This window comes from Ruegeria sp. C9 (genome assembly GCF_056537585.1).
In genome coordinates, this window is record NZ_JBQFRU010000001.1 from 397286 (window position 1) to 413495 (window position 16210).

A 16210-nucleotide genomic window follows, 5' to 3' on the forward strand; every position below is an offset into this window, starting at 1 on the left:
TTCAATAACTTGGCCCTCTGCACCGGTCTTCGGGAGGCAGGGGTCGGAGGTTCGAATCCTCTCACTCCGACCAAAAACAAAGTTCCTGAAGGGCCTCTTTGTTTTTCTGCGATATCCAGCTTAGCAAAAGTCGCTAGTCATCCCAGTTCAGTTCAAACTCTTCGCGAAAGGCAAACCGTTTCAGGTGATCGGAAATCACTGTCTTCCAACTGTCCAGGTCATCGCGTGGCTGCGCCGAGGCGCGAACTTCCAGTGCTACTGGCGTCGCCTTTAGTTCGACGGCATTGCCACTGTCAAAAAAAACGGTTCCAGTATTTGCATCGAACTCGACCTGTCCCTTATGTGACCAATGTTTGCACAATTGCTGTAAGTACTTGCTGGCATTTTCTGTTGTCGCCGATCCGATAGCGTTTTGTCGCGGCAAAAGCGCGAGGCCGTTTTGCGCTTTTGCGCGCATACTCTTTGCGAAAAGGGTGACGTCAATTTCAGTGGCCAGAAAGGTCACGCCGATCTCAAGACACCTACGCTGCATTGCAGGGTCCAGTGTTAGGATACCCGCGGCTTTACCTGCCGCGACGATGCGGGTCAGTGCGTCTTCAATTGCCCCTACAACATCTGGGTGCCCGGCGTTGCCGATATGACCCATGTCGGCGGCCAGATCTGCAGGTCCGATAAAAACTCCGTCTACTCCATCAATTGTCAGAATGTCGTCCAGAGCGGCCATGCCCGCGTTGTTCTCAACCTGTAGCAGCAGACAAATCTGCTCATCCGCCGTATCGAGGTAGTCCGGGATCTCGGCAAATTGCGAAGCCCGCGCAAGGGATGATCCCACACCTCGCACGCCGTGTGGCGGGTATTGCACCGCGCGTACCAGTTCGCGCGCCTGATCAGCGCTTTCGACCATCGGCACCAGAATACTCTGAACACCCGCATCGAGATATTGCTTGATCATCCATGTCTCACCAATCGGTAGACGTGCAACTGGCGCGCTGCCCGAACTTTCGATCACTCGCACCTGTTCAAGGGTCGAGCGCAGGTCGTTTGGTGCGTGTTCGCCATCGACCAACAACCAATCGAACCCTGCGGTCGCGGAAACTTCTGCTGCATATGCGTCGGCCATTCCGATCCAGCACCCGACCTGAGGCTTTCCAGCCTTTAATGCGGCCTTAAAGGTGTTCTTTGGTGCGGGCATGTCGCTGCTCCTTTAGGCAAAATTGATGTCGACGGATCCGAACGATCCGAAATCGGCGTGGATTTCCGCACCCGATGGGCATTCGATCGGGCGAATGAAGCTGCCGGACAGGATTACGTGGCCGGGTTCAATGCTCTGGCCGTATTGCGCCATGCGACGGGCAAGCCAGACCACACTTTCGACCGGATCATTCAATACGCCCGCACCCAGGCCGGTTTCCTCGATTTCGCCGTTGCGGAAGGTTAGGGCCCCTACCCATCGCAGGTCAAATGCATCCGCTGGGTGGCGTTCCGCCCCTAGTACAATGCCGGCATTTGCGGCGTTGTCGCTGATTGTGTCGAATACAGTGCGGGACTTTCCAGTCCCAGGGTCTGCCCGCTTAATACGAGTGTCGAGGATTTCGATGGACGGAGTAACATAGTCGGTCGCCCGCAAAACCTGATCGCGGCTCACATCGGCGCCACCAATGGCCTCCTTCATGACAAAGGCGATCTCGGCTTCGATACGTGGTTGGATGAAACGACTTGCGGGAACGGTCCCGCCATTTTCAAAGGCCATGTTGTCAAACAGGATACCACTATCAGGAATGTCGATATTCAAAGCATATTGCATCGCTTTCGAGGTCAGCCCGATCTTCCAGCCGATGACCTTGCGCCCTTCCGCCAGCTTGGCCCGATAGATGGCATTCTGCACTTCATAAGCGTCATCCATCGCCATTTCGGGATACCGCAATGTCAGTAGACCGATCTGCTGTCGCGTCCTTTCCGCGTTCAGCAGATCGGCGGCAGCGCGCGCATGGTCTTCAGGGGTCATATCTGCTCATCCTCGATGGTGTTGCGCAGGGTGCCTATCCCATCGACGGATACCTCAACCACATCGCCGGGAGCCAGGTATTTTGGCGGATCAAATCGTGCACCTGCGCCGGTTGGGGTGCCGGTAACGATGATATCGCCCGGTTGAAGCGTCATAAAGGTTGATATGTATTCAATCTCGCGCCGGATCGGAAACATCATTCGGTTCAACGTATCGTCCTGACGCAACTCACCATTCACATGGGTCTGAATGTGGGCGCCATCCAGTTGCGCGGCATCAGTGAACGGGACCAGCCAAGGGCCGATGGCACCCGAATTGTCCCAGTTCTTGCCTTGCGTGACGTTGAACTTGGCGTGCCGAACCCAATCGCGGATTGTCCCTTCGTTGCACAGGGTCAAGGCTGCAATATGGCCATAAGCATCGTCCTGCGAAATCCGGCGGCCTGCTTTGCCGATCACGATGGCCACTTCGCCCTCGTAATCCAGCGTGTGATTTTCGGGCGGTCGGATCAGTGGGCGATTATGGCCGGTAAATCCACTGGCGAAACGCGGAAATAGCGACATGTATTTCGGCTGGGCGCTTCCATCTTTGTATTCCGCGTTGCGATCGGGGAAATTCACACCAACGCACAGAATGCGACGAACGTCCGGCATCACCATCTCAAAGGTGAAATCCGTATGGGTTACCGGCTTTCCTTCGGCAGCCTCGGCCAATTGGCTAAACGCCCCAGCGGCGACAACCTCGTAGAGGCTTTTGAACTCGGCAAATTCGCTGTTTAGTGCGACCGCGCCTTCATCAGTGATCGCACCAAAAAATGTTTCACCGTTGGCAGTGTAGGTTGCAATGCGCATCAGGCCTCCTCGGCGTTATGGAACCCGCCCATACTACGATGTTTTAGATCAAGCATACTTTGCTTACGGTGCGATGATGGGAGACGCAGATAGGTCTGGCTCGTTTACATCCACACCGACAAAGGATGTGCCGTGTTCAAACCAACTGCGCGGCGCCGGAGCGCCCCAGAGCGTCTGACGCTGCGGGTCCTTCAGGTCCCATTTGATCGGCTCCAGATCGGGGTCAACGGTCTGATAATCCGAGCAATAAATCTCAATCCGGTGTCCGTCGGGATCGAGGATATACAGGAAGAAAGCATTCGAAATACCATGTCGCCCCGGGCCGCGTTCGATGTTGTCCACATAGCCGGTGGTGGCCATTAGATCGAGCAAATCGATGATGTTCAGCGGTGTTGGCACCCAGAAGGCCACGTGGTGCATCCGTGGGCCTTTGCCATTGGTGAAGGCCATATCATGCACCCCACCCTTGCGGTGCATCCACGCGGCCCACAGTTTCTTGCTGTCTTCGTCTTCCGTATACTCGGTCACGCGGAACCCGAAATCACTGTAGAATGCGACACTGTCATCGACATTGGTCGAGAAGCAGTTGAAGTGATCGATCCGCAGCGGTTTCACACCACGATAGAGTGCGTATTTCTGATGGATCGGCTCCAGGCGATCCATCTTGTGATAGAACTCCAGCGGTATGCCCATATTGTCCGAGGTTAACAGAGTCCGGCCCTGATAGGGGCGATCAACCCATGAGGTCGGTCGGCCTTTGGATATAAAATACGCCTCGGCCCGATCCAAATCATCCTCGTCGAATGTTTTGAAGCCCATGACCTCGACAGTCGCCGGCTGATCGGATTTCTGCAGGATCACACAATGATGTCCACGTTCCTCCATAGCGCGCAGGTAGACATGTGTGTCGCTTTCGTCCGAGACCTGCAAACCCAGAACCTCCGAGTAGAATTTGCGCGAAGCAACAAGATCGCTGACGTTCAGGCAAACATGGCTCAGCCGGATCGTGTTGAAGTCGGGGTACAGGTTGGGGGCTGGAACGGGCATTGAAACCTCCTGTTAAACGGGGAAGATGACGTTGGTCTGACCAGTGCCGGAGCTTGGGAAATACTCGGTCACAACCTCGCATTTTTTGTCATAGGCGTCCCAACCCAACGCTCCGTAGAGCATCGACGTGTCATGCATCGAGCCTTCGCCGCAGCAGAAATTGGCATAGTCGCCCAGCATTTTCAGGAACGTGGCGTGGTCGCCGTTCTTCCACATCTCGAGCACATGCAAGTCCATCTGACGGTTGAATTCCGAGCTGATGGTGAAAGTGCCGTTATTGGCGGCATAATCCTTGTTCGCCCAGATCTTGTGCGACAACGAGCCTGACGCGACCAACAGCACCTTTTCATTGCTGGCCTCAACCGCTTCACGGATGGCCTCACCAATGACCCGGCTTTCGTCATGGCTATGCACCGTGGCCCAGGCCGCGACTGAGACGACTTTCATATCATGCTCGCGGCTCATGAAGCGCATCGGGACCAGCGTACCGTATTCCAGTTCGAGACTGTCCAAGTGATGCGCTAAAGTGTAGACGCCTTTGTCCGACGCGATCTTTGCGATGGCATCACCCATTTCAGGATTGCCCTCATAGGAATAGGGCAGGTCCTGGATGAACTGCGGGAACTCGTTCGACGTGAACAGACCTTCGAATTTTTCATTGGCGTTGATGTGGAACCCGGCATTGATCACCCAATGCGTGTCGCAGATGATCACCGTGGTCGCCCCCAGCGCTTTTGCACGGCGCGCGATTTTGCGGTGACCATCAATGGCAGGCTGGCGTTTGCCTTTAACCGGGCCTTCCTGCTCAGACATGAGCAGAGTCGGCACATGGGTCATTTTGGCGGCAAGAACGATTTCTCCCATGGTCTCCTCCTGGAGTTAAGGTTTTTCGCGCGATTGTCGTCTGAGGGGCCGCTATAGCTTACCCAACTGCATGATCTTGTGCTGGCCTGTGGCAAAGCCGACATGCTTTTGTTCCATGTAGAACTCAAAGCTCCAGTCGCCGCCGTCGCGCCCGATGCCGGATGCTTTGACCCCGCCAAACGGTGTGGGCAGATGGCGCACGTTTTCCGAGTTCACCCAGATCATTCCGGCCTCAAGCTTGTCCGTGAAACGTAACGCACGGGTCAGATCGTTGGTCCAGACATAGCCGGTCAGACCATATTGCGTGTCATTTGCGATCTGCAGCGCCTCCTCCTCAGTCGAGAACGGGATCACGGTCAGGACAGGGCCAAAGATTTCCTCGCGTGCGATGCGCATTTGATTGTTAGCGTTAGTAAACAGGGTGGGCCGTACGAAGTACCCCTCTTCGCCCACCTTGACGCCACCGGCCGCGACGGTCGCGCCGTCTTCCTTGGCGATGTCGAAGTATGAAGTGACCTTGTTGTAATGCTCTTCCGTTACAAGAGGACCAATCTCGGTTGCAGGGTCCAACGGGTGGCCGACTTTGATATTGTTCACGCGCTCGATCAGCTTGGCTTCGAACTCTTCCTTGATTGTATCATGTACCAGCAACCGCGAAGAAGACGTGCAGCGTTCGCCGTTGATCGAATAGATCATGAAGATCACCGCATCCAACGCGCGATCCATGTCGGCGTCGTCAAAGACGATGACCGGGTTCTTACCGCCCAACTCCAGATGCATCCGTTTCAGCGTATCTGCGCCTTGCTTGGTAATGATGCTGCCCGTACGGCTTTCACCGACAAAGGCAATGGCTTTGATCAATGGATGTTCGGTCAGCCGCTTACCGGCGTCTGGACCAAAACCGTTGACAGTGTTCAGCACACCCTTGGGCAGACCGGCTTCTTCCGCGATTTCGACCAATAGCCGCGCAGACAGCGGTGAATCTTCAGCCGGTTTGTGGACGACCGTACAGCCAGCGGCCAGTGCCGGAGCGATCTTCCATGTCGACAGCATGAACGGGGTGTTCCACGGCGTGATGACACCAACGGGCCCGATTGGGACGCGGGTGGTTATGTTCATCAGTGTCGGTGATTTCAGGTGTTGACCATCCCGCGCCTGAACCACCTGATCGGCAAAATAGCGAAAATTCTCAGCCCCTCGCAGGGCGGCTTTGGACATAAAGCGCAGGGTCTGGCCGGTATCCCAGCATTCGCACAGCGCGATCTCTTCGGCTCTTGCCTCAATGCCATCTGCAACTTTAAGCAATATCCGGCGGCGCTCCGTAGCGGGCATGTCGCGCCAGTCTGCAAAGGCATTATGCGCGGCCTGTGCTGCTGTATCGATATCTTCCGCCGTGCCATGGGCAACGTCGCAGATCACCGATTTATCCACCGGAGAGATCGACTGAAACACCCCTGCTGACCCATCTTGATCTTCTCCTGCGATCCGGTTCTTTATCCCAGTCCTCTTGAAACGGGCAAGGAAACCATCAAGCCGTTCAATATTCTTGTGCAGGTCACTCATGGTCAGGCCTCCAGATGGTCGCGGATCGTGCCGGTTTTGGGGGAGAGGTCGGGATCGATGTCGCGCATCTCAAGCGACAGCGCGATGGAATGCTGGCTCATGGCGGGCTCCAGATAGGTTCGGGCCGCCTCGAAGATGCGCTGCGTTGCGTCCTTCTTGTCGGCCTGCGAACGACCGGCCCGCAGCCGGATCGAGATATCGATGAACCCATGCTTTGGATTTCCGTCTGCGATGGCATGGTGATCAACACGGATCGCTCGGACGCGAATGCCTGCTAGCGGAAAGGTGTCAATCTCAGCGGCCGTTGCACGGATGCAATCGCACAGACCGCCCATGTCGATCCTGTCTTCCAGATTCCCGGAATATTCGACGTGAAAATGCGGCATGATTCCTCCGTTATTAATTAACATGTTTAGCATTATGAGATTATGTCGTCAAGAAGTTGCGTTGTTAATCTTTGCATTTCCTGGGGCAGCACACTAGAAGGCGGCATGAACACTCAAAGCCATACCAAGAGCACCTCAAGGTCGCTTCCCATTGCATTATTGCGCGCCCGCGAAACGATCATGGCCCCCATCAGGGACATGCTGCAGGATATACAGATATCCGAGCAAAAATGGCGCGTCCTGCGCGTACTGGATGAGCTTGGCGAGGTCGAGCAAAGCGCTATCGCCAAAGAAGCTTGTCTGTTGCTGCCCAGCCTGACGCGAATATTGCGCAGCATGGAAGCCGATGGGCAGGTCACACGTCGTCAGGACAGCCAGGATAAAAGGCGGACGATGGTGATGATTACTGATGCGGGTCGGCAGATTTTGAAAGACAACCTGCAAGCGTCATTGGCCATTTCAAATAGTATTGAGGCGCAGATGGGGCGAGAGAAGCTTGATGAGCTACTGGACCTGCTTGAAGAGCTGCAAGCTGTTAAGGTTTGACCCCGCCAGTTGGCAAGCGGGGTCTGCGCGACGACTACAAACTCGACAATCCTGTATCCAGCGCTGACAGGATCTTCGCAACATCGTCGGATGTGACAATCAGAGGTGGCGAAATGATGATGTTGTTGCCAGATACGCGCACCATCACACCATCCTCATAAGCTGCCTTTTGCACCTGTATTGGCAGTTGTTTAGCAATCGGTGCTTTGGTTGCGCGGTCCGAGACCAGTTCCAGCGCGCACATAAGGCCCTCGCCCCCTCGGACGTCACCGATCACCTCGTGCTTTTCAGCCAGTTTCTTCAAGCCCTCGAACAGCTCATCCCCGCGTGCTGCAGCGTTTTCCCAAATCCGCAGACGATTGATTTCTGAAAGAGCCGCCAGTGCCGCCGCCGCGCCGACGGGGTGACCGGAATAGGTGTATCCCTGATCAACGGATGCCAACCCGGTTGTGTCATTTTCAAATACCTCGGCAACTGCCCCCGAGATCATCGCGGCGCCAAACGGGAAATAGCCATTGGTGATCGCCTTGGCCGTCGTCATGATGTCAGGCTGGACGCCCCAATGTCTCGCTCCGCTTTCACTACCGGTTCGACCAAACGCCGTGATGATTTCGTCTGAGATCAGCAGAATACCGTTCTTCGAACAAACCTCACGCACCATGGGCATAAAGCTTTTGTGCGGCGGAATTACACCGCCAGCGCCCAAAATCGGCTCCATGATGAAGGCGGCAACCGTGTTGGCCCCCTGGAACGCAATCTCGGCTTCAAGCGCTTTGACGCAAAGCTGAGCCAGGCGTTCAGGGTCGGTTTCGTCAAACGGGTTGCGATAGGTCCAAGGCGCAGGCACATGAAAACAGCCTGGCATCATGGGTTCATACACGGCGCGGAACTTCTGATTACCGTTGACCGAAGCGGCAGCGAAATGGGTGCCGTGGTATCCCTGCTTGAGACTAATGAACTTGGTGCGACCGGCCTCACACCGAACTTTGTGGAACTGACGCGCAAGCTTTAGTGCGATTTCCACAGAATCCGATCCGCCCGAGGTGAAAAAGGCGCGTGTCAGCCCATCAGGAGCAAAGAACTGTGCCAACTCGTAAGACAGCTCGATCGCCTTGTCGTTGCTCGTACCCCGGAAGGTCGAATAATAAGGCAGGGCGTATAGCTGGTCGGCGATCGCCTGTTTCACCGGATCGCAAGAATAGCCCAGGTTGACGTTCCAAAGGCCACCTACGGCGTCGATGGCCTTGTGCCCGTCCACATCGATGATGCTAACTCCTTCCCCGCCGGTCAGAATGGTCGGAGGGTTGTTCCGGCTGTCGGCCGGGTGCGCCATCGGATGCCAGAAATGGCGGGCGTTGTTCTCCTTAAGAAAGTTGGAGTCTTTCATGTTGCGGTTCTCCGGGGTTGTCCACTTTCGCTCATGGGTGGAACTCGGTTGGAAAGGCCTCGGGCATTTGGCCGCCGAAATTTGCGGTCAGATCGCGCGAGAGGGATTGAAGGGATTTCAGGATCAAGGGCAGGCGCTCATAAGTGGCTCTAATCTCGGGCACGGCGATCGAAATGGTTCCAAGGGCGATTTGATCGATGCCAAAGATTGGCGTTGCAAAACCAAAAACACCTTCTTCGTAGCTGCCGTTGCTGTTAGCCCAGCCAGCCCGCTGGATCAGAGCAACTTTTTCCTTGATCAGATCCGGGTCTGTCAGGGTGGATTCGGTGAAACGTACCTGCGCTTCCTGATCCAGACGATCCAGCAGGAAAGGTGGGCCAAAGCTGAGCATACATAGACCCGCCGCAGTCGCGTTGACCGGGATGATCTCGCTTGGATCAAGGCTGACGCGAACGCTGTGCTTGGTCGTCTCAACCACGATGGCGGTTTGCAGGCTACCCTGTTCCAGCAGCGTTAGGTGCAGGCTTTCGCCAACCTCTTGCATGGCCAAGTGCATTTTCTGGCGCGCGCCTTCAAGACCGGGTTTGGCAATCTCGCGCAGTGCCGCAAGCCGCAGCGCAGCCGGTCCGATGGTATAGGTCTTTGACTGCGGGTTTTGTTCGATCAACCCGAATTCTTCAAGCGCTCGTAGGTGACGCAAGGCTGTCGCCTTATTCAACCCTGACAGGCGCGCGGCCTGACTCAGGCCGATTTCGGCCATCGTGTTTGAGAATAAGTCCAGCATTTTTAGCGCATTAAGTGCGGCACCCATGTGTTTTGCCTCCTTCCGTTGATGTTATCCTTGACAGAATGAACTTAACAAAGCAAGATTATTATTGTTAACACGGTTCATATAATGAACCACACACTGGGAGGTGTAAATGAAAAAGTTTATTGCGGCAGCCGTGATGGCCGCCTCTGCAACGGCCGCTTTGGCAGAATACCCCGAAAAGCCGGTATCCTTTGTGGTTCCTTGGCCTCCGGGTGATCTTGAAGATGTCCTGACCAGAATGATCGCAGATGAATTTCAGGCGATGTACGGGGTACCGGCAGCTGTTGTGAACAAGCCCGGCGGCGGTGGTGGTCCTTTCCCCGGCGCAGTCGAAGTCGCCACAGCACCGGCGGATGGCTATACGATCGGGTCGTTTGTGATTGGTGTTCCGGTCATCGGGCCCGAGATTGGTATTCCTGAATTGAACCCGAACCCGTTTGAACCGATCGGCATCTTCCTGACCTACCCGTTCGTAATCGCGTCGAGCAAAGACGCCCCGTTCCAAAGCTGGGATGAGTTGGTGGAACACGGCAAGTCAAACGACGTGGCACTCGGCCACTTTGGCTCGGTTCTGCCACCCACGCAGGTTACTTTTGCCGCCGCTGTCAGCAGCGGTTTCGACTTTGCCAGCGAAGCCGCGTTCGATGCGCTGGACTGCAACACCTTGGCGTCCGGTGACGTTGATGTCATCAACACCACGCTCCAGCTTATTCTGCCCTGTCTGGATGAAGTGAACGTGCTGGCCAGCATCGGCGGCGACCGGATCGCTCTGGTACCGGATACGCCGACAGTGGTTGAGCTTAACCCAGACCTGCCATTGGCGCTGTGGAACGGACTGTTTGTTCACAAAGACACGCCGCCCGAGGCTCGCGAAAAAATCACCGCCGCAGCCCAAAAAGCACTGCAATCGGACAAGGCTAAAAAGCTTGCCGAAGAAACCGGTGCGCTGATCTATTGGCAGGATCCCGATGCTTCGAATGCCCAGATCGAGCAAGATAAAGCGTCATTCGCCAAAATAGAAGAGATTCTAGGCGAGTAACACCCCGGATCGAGGCGCGGGCAGTGATTTCCGCGCCTTCTTCATAGGGCTGGGAGGATGAAATGATCGCAAGAACGCTTCAGGACATGTTCAAACGGTATCGCCGTCCGGGTGATATTGTCTTTGCCGTATTGTTCCTGGCTTTCTCGGTGTTTCTGCTGTCTCAGCTTGGGGAGCAGACGCAGGTCGTCAAGCGGACCAAATGGTTTGCTCAACCCGGTCTGTGGCCCACCGTTGCCGTGTGGTGCATGGTCTTGTTCAGCTTTTTACATTGGCTCAGCTCTGCCTTATCCGATCGGATCGATGGTCGTTGGGCCGAGGTCGGGTTTTGGGTCCGGTCTCTGGAATATGTGGCTTATTTCCTGATTTATGTCCTACTGGTGCCACAGCTTGGCTATCTGCCGTCCACCATGTTGTTCGCGGTGTTTCTGACGCTGCGCTCAGGGTTTCGAGGCTCGGGCGCGATCGGTATCGCAGCCCTGTTCGGCTTCGTCGTCACCATCGTGTTCCGAGCGTTTCTGCAAGTCAAAATCCCGGCAGGGGCTGTCTATGAATACCTTCCCGACTCGATCCGCGCCTTTGCGCTGACATATTTGTAGGGAGGCACGTATGGATACCCTTCTGTCCGGTGTTTCAATCCTGCTGCAATGGCAGGTCATCGTGGCCTTGTTCATCGGCTCGATCGGTGGTGTCATCATCGGCGCGCTGCCCGGTGTGGGCGCTGCCGTTGCCATAGCCATCCTGTTGCCCGCAACCTTTGCCTTTGAGCCCATCGTCGGTCTGACCTTGTTGTTGGGGATTTACGGATCATCCATGTATGGCGGCGCGATCCCGGCCATCCTGATCAACACGCCCGGCACGGCGGTCAATGCGCTGACGACCTATGATGGCTATCCAATGACCAAGCGCGGCCAAGGCCACAGGGCGTTATCGCTGGCTTATTCAGCTTCATTCTTCGGGGGGGTCTTTGCCATCATCTGCCTGATGGTCCTCTCGCCCGTGTTGGCCATGATCGCCCCGCATTTTGGCAGCCGCGAGATTTTTTTGGCCGCGTTGCTAGGTATTGTTCTGGTCGTTTTAGCCCATCGAGGACAGATCTTTGCAGCAGGTATGCTTGCTGCATTTGGCGTCTTTTTGAACACGGTCGGACTGGAGCCCGTCAAATATACGCGCCGCTATACATTCGATCAAAGTTGGCTGGCGTCAGGCGTTGACCTGATCGTGGTTGTGCTGGGCCTGTTTGCGCTCAGCCAGGCTTTTCTTTTGCTGTTGGAAAAGAACCACGCTCCAGAGGACACCCATGTCAGCGGGAATATCTTTGCAGGTTTGAAGGAACTGTTGGGCCTGAAACGGATCGCTACCGTTTCTTCAAGCATCGGGGTATTCATGGGCATGGTGCCGGGAACGGGTGAGTTCACTTCGCAGTTTCTGTCATACACTTATGCTCAGAAAAGCTCGAAAAATCCCGACAAATTCGGCGATGGCTCGCCCGAAGGGTTGGTGGCATCCGAAGCCGCGAACAACGCCGTGCCGGGGGCAGCGATGATCCCCCTACTCGCCCTCGGTATACCCGGCGAAGCGCTTACGGCGATGATGCTGTCGGTCTTCTATGTTCACAACGTGATCCCCGGCCCGCAACTGTTTGAGAACCAGATGGATTTCGTCATGGCCCTATATATGGCGCTGATCCTGCTGAATGTGATCGTTCTGGTCTTTCTGCTGTTTTCGACAAACCTGCTGTTAAAGATCATTCAAATCCCCACACGCTTCCTCGGCGTGATGATCCTGATCCTTGCTTTTGTCGGAGTATACAGCCTGCGCAATTCGATCACCGATTGCGCGATCGCTGCGGGGTTTGGCGTCTTTGGTCTGATCCTCAAACGGCTTGATCTGCCGATCGTCCCGATCATCCTAGGCATGGTATTGGGTGGAATCATGGAAACCAAGCTTCGCAGCGCAATGGCTCGGGTCAAGACGCCGCTGGACTTCATCGACCGGCCCATCGCAGCCATTCTGTTCGGCCTGATTGTGCTGATCCTGATCCTGCATTTCCGCACGCTGTACTACGAGTTCAAAAACAAGCTGCGCCCCGAACCCCATGTCCCAGCCGTGGATTCCGATCACCCGAACCAACAAGGATAGCTTTCATGGATCAGTCTTCCATCGATGCCTTGCGCGTGCAGGAGATTGCCACACGCGGACACTTTATCAATGGCGATGTCCGTGCCGGTGAAACTGGCGCCCTGCATGAGGTGCTGTCGCCCATCGACGGCCAGCCTCTCGCTCAAATCGCCGAGGGCAGCCCGGCGGATGTGAATGCAGCGGTGCGCGCCGCGCGGACCGCGTTTGAGGATGGCCGGTGGTCGCGCATGGCCCCTGCAGGACGCAAGAAGGTTCTGCTGAAACTGGCGGATCTGATCGAATCCCGTGCGCTTGAGATCGCAGTGCTGGGCGTACGCGACAACGGAACCGAGATCAATATGGCCTATAAGGCCGAGGCGCTCACGGCTGCGGCCACTTTCCGCTACTATGCCGAAGCCATCGACAAGATTTACGGGCAGATTGCCCCGACGAGCAACGATGTTCTTGGCCTCGTACATCATGCGCCTGTCGGAGTTGTCGGGGCGATTGTGCCTTGGAATTTCCCGTTGATGATCGGCAGTTGGAAAATCGCCCCTGCCCTTGCGGCGGGCAACTCCATCGTCTTGAAGCCTGCAGAAAGCGCATCGCTCAGCCTGCTTAAAATCGCTGAGCTGGCTGCCGAAGCCGGAGTTCCGGATGGCGTCTTCAACGTGGTGACCGGGCGCGGGTCGGTCGTGGGGGAAGCACTGGCATTGTCGATGGATGTGGACATCATGGTCTTCACGGGATCCGGCGCGACAGGTCGGCGACTGCTGGAATACTCGGCGCGGTCCAATCTGAAACGCTGCTATCTGGAATTGGGTGGCAAGTCTCCGAATATTGTTTTCGCTGACGCGCCCGATTTGGCGGAAGCTGCAAAGGTCTCGGCCGCCGGGATTTTCCGCAACTCCGGACAGGTCTGTATCGCGGGCTCGCGCCTGCTGGTGCAGCAGGACATCTACGAGGATTTTGTCGCCGAGATCACGCGCTACGCTGCAGCCTATCGCGTTGGTGATCCGTTGAACCTGAACAGCCAGATTGGTGCCGTGCATAGCCTGCCCGAGTTAGAGGCCAATTTGGAGTTCGTTACCAAGGCCGAAGCTGAAGGTGCCGAACGTCGTACGGGCGGAAACCGCATTCTGCCCGAAACCGGGGGCTACTATATGTCCCCTACAGTAATGGCAGGTGTCAAAGAAACGGATCATCTGTTTCAGAACGAAGTCTTCGGCCCAGTCTTGGCCGTGACCCCGTTCAATGACGAAGCCGAGGCGATCCGGCTTGCCAATGCCACAGTCTATGGGCTCGCAGGCGCAGTCTGGACTTCGAACCTCAGTCGCGCGCATCGCATGGTGGCCGAAGTGCGGACCGGGGTCATGCATGTGAACACCTATGGCGGCTCGGACCTGACCGTTCCGCTTGGGGGCGTGGGTCAATCCGGGAACGGGCATGACAAATCTTTGCACGCGCTTGAGAAGTACTTTGAATTGAAAACCGCCTGGATAAAGCTCTGACTGCGGGGTGTCTGTACGACATGTTTTCACCGCTTTGTCTGGGGCCCATAGGTCGCATGAATAGGAGGAACCAATGACCACAAAGACAATCCTGCTGATTGGGACCTACGACACGAAAGAACCCGAGATGCGGTTCATCGAACAGGCGATCAAGGCGCAGGGCGCGGATGTGTTGACGATGGATGTCTCGGTATTGGGCGACCCTTTGGAGCCAACCGACATCTCCAAGCACGACGTCGCCCAAGCGGCTGGAATGACCATCGAAGATGTCATCGCACAAGGGGACGAGAACAAAGCCTTTCGCGTGATGTCAGATGGTGCCTCGAAGACCGTGGCCCAAGCCTATGCGGATGGCCGATTTGATGGGATGCTGGCTACTGGAGGGACCATGGGTACCGATCTGGCCCTGGATTGTGCGCAGGCCTTGCCAATGGGGGTGCCGAAATACATCGTGTCTACCGTCAGTTTTTCTCCGTTGATCCCGCCGCACCGACTGGCTCCGGACATTCAGATGATCCTGTGGGCCGGGGGGCTCTACGGTATGAATTCGATCTGCCAATCTTCGCTTGCGCAAGCGGCCGGCGCTGTTGTTGGTGCCACAAAAGCTGCCACAATACCGGATCGCAGCAAACCGCTGATCGGGATGACCAGCCTTGGGTCCTCGTGTCTGCGCTATATGAAAACGCTCAAACCAGCGCTGGAAGAGCGCGGGTTCGAGGTTGCCGTTTTTCATTCCACCGGAATGGGCGGCATGGCATTCGAAAAACTGGCGGGTGAAGGGGCGTTTGCCTGCGTCATGGACTTCTGCATGCAGGAATTCGGGAACCTGATGGCGGGTTCCGTGGTCTCCAGCGGTGAGGATCGCGTGACAAATGCCGGGCGTGTGGGCACACCACAGCTGGTTGCGCCAGGCGCGCTGGACCTTTTGGACTTTGCCGGATGGCAGGACATCCCTGACCAGTATGCCGACCGTCCATTTCATGAACACAACCGCCTGATAAAAAGCTCGGTCTTCAATGGCGATGAACGCCGTGCCTGGGTGCGGGAGCTTGCCAACCGATTGGAGGCCGCAACTGGCCCGGTTCACTTTTTTCTGCCCGTTCACGGGGTCGAAGCCTGGGACAAGGAGGGTGAAGAGGCGTATGATCCCGAAGCCCTGGCCGAGATGATGGATGAGGCCCGTAAAGTCATGCCCGGGCGCGTTCCTATGACCGAAATAGACGCACATATCAACGATGCCGCGTTTTGCGATCATATATTGGCCCAGTTCGACGAATGGGTCGCAGAAGGCGTGGTCGCAACATAAATTCGGGATTTACGCCCGTCTTTATGATATACACGCAGGTCAAACACAGCCTCGGTGGGCGTGAGTTCGGGCGCATTCTTCCACGTGCGGCCGACTTGCAGTTGGATGCATAACCATCACCGCTTGGATACTTGTTAAAGACTATTTTTCGGCGGAACCGTGTCACCGGTTCAAGGTGGCCAAAGACCTGCGCAGTAAGTGAAGAATTGAACTCAACAAATGCCCAGGATTAGCGACCCGTTCCGCCGGTGACGTTGCCAATATTGAGCGGCAACCAAACCGTTGGACCCGCATTTAGACGATCGGTCCAACCCATGAAAGGAGCGAGGAAATGCTAACCACGATTGCGATTTGGTATCTGAACCCAGAAACCCGGTCCGAAGGTATTGCTGCACTCCGGCGGCTTGCTAGGGACGTCAAGAAAAACGAACCTGATACCTGGGGTTACCTTGTGCACTCAGGTGGCGCGGACTCGGTCCCGCCATGCGATGACGATAAGATTGTGTTCGTGGAAATCTACAAAAACGAAAAGGCATTCAAAAAACACCTGAGCAAAGGATCGGATTTTTCGAAGTTCCTGAAAAAAAGTGGTCACCTTTTTCTTTCTGCCCCAGGGAGCAAGAGCCCATTCTTTCAGGTCATGAACGTGGATCGCATTCAGGGATTCGTGCGCCCCGAAGCTGGGTCGAGCAACGGCTAAAGGTAGCTCGGGCGATCCCGGCCGCCCCAAGGAAACCCTGTAATTTTGTTGATCCACGGGGCTTTGCGCCGGG

Annotated in this window: 16 protein-coding genes; 7 read left to right on the top strand and 9 right to left on the bottom strand. The window is 55.9% G+C overall.

Annotation, left to right across the window (positions count from 1 at the left end):
• Positions 1 to 133 precede the first annotated feature (133 nt).
• The 7 genes from ACR0NE_RS01880 to ACR0NE_RS01910 form a co-directional block, all read right to left on the bottom strand.
• Complete coding sequence (locus ACR0NE_RS01880) at positions 134 to 1192, bottom strand: aldolase/citrate lyase family protein (RefSeq protein WP_170596499.1); 1059 nt, start codon at positions 1190 to 1192, stop codon at positions 134 to 136.
• Positions 1193 to 1204: 12 nt separating this feature from the next.
• Positions 1205 to 2005: a 2-oxo-hept-4-ene-1,7-dioate hydratase gene (gene hpaH, locus ACR0NE_RS01885; protein WP_170596496.1), complete on the bottom strand. Its 801-nt coding sequence runs from the start codon at positions 2003 to 2005 to the stop codon at positions 1205 to 1207.
• Positions 2002 to 2856 carry a fumarylacetoacetate hydrolase family protein gene (locus tag ACR0NE_RS01890; RefSeq protein WP_170596494.1) on the bottom strand — a complete coding sequence of 285 codons (855 nt, stop codon included), beginning with the start codon at positions 2854 to 2856 and terminating at the stop codon, positions 2002 to 2004. The genes hpaH and ACR0NE_RS01890 overlap by 4 nt, the downstream gene beginning before the upstream one ends.
• A gap of 63 nt (positions 2857 to 2919) precedes the next feature.
• The gene (gene hpaD, locus ACR0NE_RS01895) at positions 2920 to 3903 is read right to left on the bottom strand and encodes a 3,4-dihydroxyphenylacetate 2,3-dioxygenase (RefSeq protein ID WP_170393998.1); all 984 of its coding nucleotides are present in this window, start codon (positions 3901 to 3903) and stop codon (positions 2920 to 2922) included.
• 12 nt (positions 3904 to 3915) lie between these two features.
• Entirely contained in the window at positions 3916 to 4767 is an 852-nt protein-coding gene (hpaD, locus tag ACR0NE_RS01900; protein WP_170561957.1) for a 3,4-dihydroxyphenylacetate 2,3-dioxygenase, read from the bottom strand.
• Between the two features lie 51 nt (positions 4768 to 4818).
• Positions 4819 to 6330: a 5-carboxymethyl-2-hydroxymuconate semialdehyde dehydrogenase gene (gene hpaE, locus ACR0NE_RS01905; protein ID WP_170596492.1), complete on the bottom strand. Its 1512-nt coding sequence runs from the start codon at positions 6328 to 6330 to the stop codon at positions 4819 to 4821.
• A 2-nt stretch (positions 6331 to 6332) separates the two neighbouring features.
• Positions 6333 to 6716, bottom strand: a complete 384-nt coding sequence (locus ACR0NE_RS01910) for a 5-carboxymethyl-2-hydroxymuconate Delta-isomerase (protein ID WP_170596489.1) — start codon at positions 6714 to 6716, stop codon at positions 6333 to 6335.
• Between the two features lie 105 nt (positions 6717 to 6821).
• On the opposite strand from ACR0NE_RS01910, the gene hpaR reads away from it, so the two are divergent.
• Entirely contained in the window at positions 6822 to 7262 is a 441-nt protein-coding gene (hpaR, locus tag ACR0NE_RS01915; RefSeq protein ID WP_170394006.1) for a homoprotocatechuate degradation operon regulator HpaR, read from the top strand.
• Positions 7263 to 7296: 34 nt separating this feature from the next.
• On the opposite strand, the gene ACR0NE_RS01920 is transcribed toward hpaR, so the two are convergent.
• Positions 7297 to 8649, bottom strand: coding sequence for an aminotransferase class III-fold pyridoxal phosphate-dependent enzyme (locus ACR0NE_RS01920; RefSeq protein ID WP_170596487.1), 1353 nt, complete (start codon positions 8647 to 8649; stop codon positions 7297 to 7299).
• 31 nt (positions 8650 to 8680) lie between these two features.
• A complete protein-coding gene (locus ACR0NE_RS01925) occupies positions 8681 to 9460 on the bottom strand; it encodes an IclR family transcriptional regulator (protein WP_170596484.1) in 780 nt (259 codons plus the stop codon).
• Between the two features lie 109 nt (positions 9461 to 9569).
• Between ACR0NE_RS01925 and ACR0NE_RS01930 the strand changes: the two genes are divergently transcribed.
• The 6 genes from ACR0NE_RS01930 to ACR0NE_RS01955 all read left to right on the top strand — a co-directional run bounded on the left by ACR0NE_RS01930 (position 9570) and on the right by ACR0NE_RS01955 (position 16137).
• Positions 9570 to 10499 carry a tripartite tricarboxylate transporter substrate binding protein gene (locus tag ACR0NE_RS01930; protein ID WP_170394012.1) on the top strand — a complete coding sequence of 310 codons (930 nt, stop codon included), beginning with the start codon at positions 9570 to 9572 and terminating at the stop codon, positions 10497 to 10499.
• A gap of 62 nt (positions 10500 to 10561) precedes the next feature.
• Positions 10562 to 11098 carry a tripartite tricarboxylate transporter TctB family protein gene (locus ACR0NE_RS01935; RefSeq protein WP_170394014.1) on the top strand — a complete coding sequence of 179 codons (537 nt, stop codon included), beginning with the start codon at positions 10562 to 10564 and terminating at the stop codon, positions 11096 to 11098.
• 10 nt (positions 11099 to 11108) lie between these two features.
• Positions 11109 to 12641, top strand: coding sequence for a tripartite tricarboxylate transporter permease (locus ACR0NE_RS01940; RefSeq protein ID WP_170407148.1), 1533 nt, complete (start codon positions 11109 to 11111; stop codon positions 12639 to 12641).
• A 5-nt stretch (positions 12642 to 12646) separates the two neighbouring features.
• Entirely contained in the window at positions 12647 to 14131 is a 1485-nt protein-coding gene (locus ACR0NE_RS01945; protein WP_170596482.1) for an aldehyde dehydrogenase, read from the top strand.
• 73 nt (positions 14132 to 14204) lie between these two features.
• The gene (locus tag ACR0NE_RS01950; protein ID WP_170596480.1) at positions 14205 to 15437 is read left to right on the top strand and encodes a Tm-1-like ATP-binding domain-containing protein; all 1233 of its coding nucleotides are present in this window, start codon (positions 14205 to 14207) and stop codon (positions 15435 to 15437) included.
• A gap of 331 nt (positions 15438 to 15768) precedes the next feature.
• Positions 15769 to 16137, top strand: a complete 369-nt coding sequence (locus ACR0NE_RS01955; protein WP_170561940.1) for a putative quinol monooxygenase — start codon at positions 15769 to 15771, stop codon at positions 16135 to 16137.
• Positions 16138 to 16210 lie beyond the last annotated feature (73 nt).

What these genes read in the sequence shown, in the direction of transcription:
- ACR0NE_RS01925 (WP_170596484.1), bottom strand. Translation starts at nt 9,460, where the DNA reads ATGGGTGCCGCACTTAATGCGCTAAAAATGCTGGACTTATTCTCAAAC.
- ACR0NE_RS01910 (WP_170596489.1), bottom strand. Translation starts at nt 6,716, where the DNA reads ATGCCGCATTTTCACGTCGAATATTCCGGGAATCTGGAAGACAGGATC.
- ACR0NE_RS01930 (WP_170394012.1), top strand. Translation starts at nt 9,570, where the DNA reads ATGAAAAAGTTTATTGCGGCAGCCGTGATGGCCGCCTCTGCAACGGCC.
- hpaD (WP_170561957.1), bottom strand. Translation starts at nt 4,767, where the DNA reads ATGGGAGAAATCGTTCTTGCCGCCAAAATGACCCATGTGCCGACTCTG.
- hpaD (WP_170393998.1), bottom strand. Translation starts at nt 3,903, where the DNA reads ATGCCCGTTCCAGCCCCCAACCTGTACCCCGACTTCAACACGATCCGG.
- hpaE (WP_170596492.1), bottom strand. Translation starts at nt 6,330, where the DNA reads ATGAGTGACCTGCACAAGAATATTGAACGGCTTGATGGTTTCCTTGCC.
- ACR0NE_RS01890 (WP_170596494.1), bottom strand. Translation starts at nt 2,856, where the DNA reads ATGCGCATTGCAACCTACACTGCCAACGGTGAAACATTTTTTGGTGCG.
- ACR0NE_RS01945 (WP_170596482.1), top strand. Translation starts at nt 12,647, where the DNA reads ATGGATCAGTCTTCCATCGATGCCTTGCGCGTGCAGGAGATTGCCACA.
- ACR0NE_RS01920 (WP_170596487.1), bottom strand. Translation starts at nt 8,649, where the DNA reads ATGAAAGACTCCAACTTTCTTAAGGAGAACAACGCCCGCCATTTCTGG.
- ACR0NE_RS01955 (WP_170561940.1), top strand. Translation starts at nt 15,769, where the DNA reads ATGCTAACCACGATTGCGATTTGGTATCTGAACCCAGAAACCCGGTCC.
- ACR0NE_RS01935 (WP_170394014.1), top strand. Translation starts at nt 10,562, where the DNA reads ATGATCGCAAGAACGCTTCAGGACATGTTCAAACGGTATCGCCGTCCG.
- hpaR (WP_170394006.1), top strand. Translation starts at nt 6,822, where the DNA reads ATGAACACTCAAAGCCATACCAAGAGCACCTCAAGGTCGCTTCCCATT.
- hpaH (WP_170596496.1), bottom strand. Translation starts at nt 2,005, where the DNA reads ATGACCCCTGAAGACCATGCGCGCGCTGCCGCCGATCTGCTGAACGCG.
- ACR0NE_RS01880 (WP_170596499.1), bottom strand. Translation starts at nt 1,192, where the DNA reads ATGCCCGCACCAAAGAACACCTTTAAGGCCGCATTAAAGGCTGGAAAG.
- ACR0NE_RS01950 (WP_170596480.1), top strand. Translation starts at nt 14,205, where the DNA reads ATGACCACAAAGACAATCCTGCTGATTGGGACCTACGACACGAAAGAA.
- ACR0NE_RS01940 (WP_170407148.1), top strand. Translation starts at nt 11,109, where the DNA reads ATGGATACCCTTCTGTCCGGTGTTTCAATCCTGCTGCAATGGCAGGTC.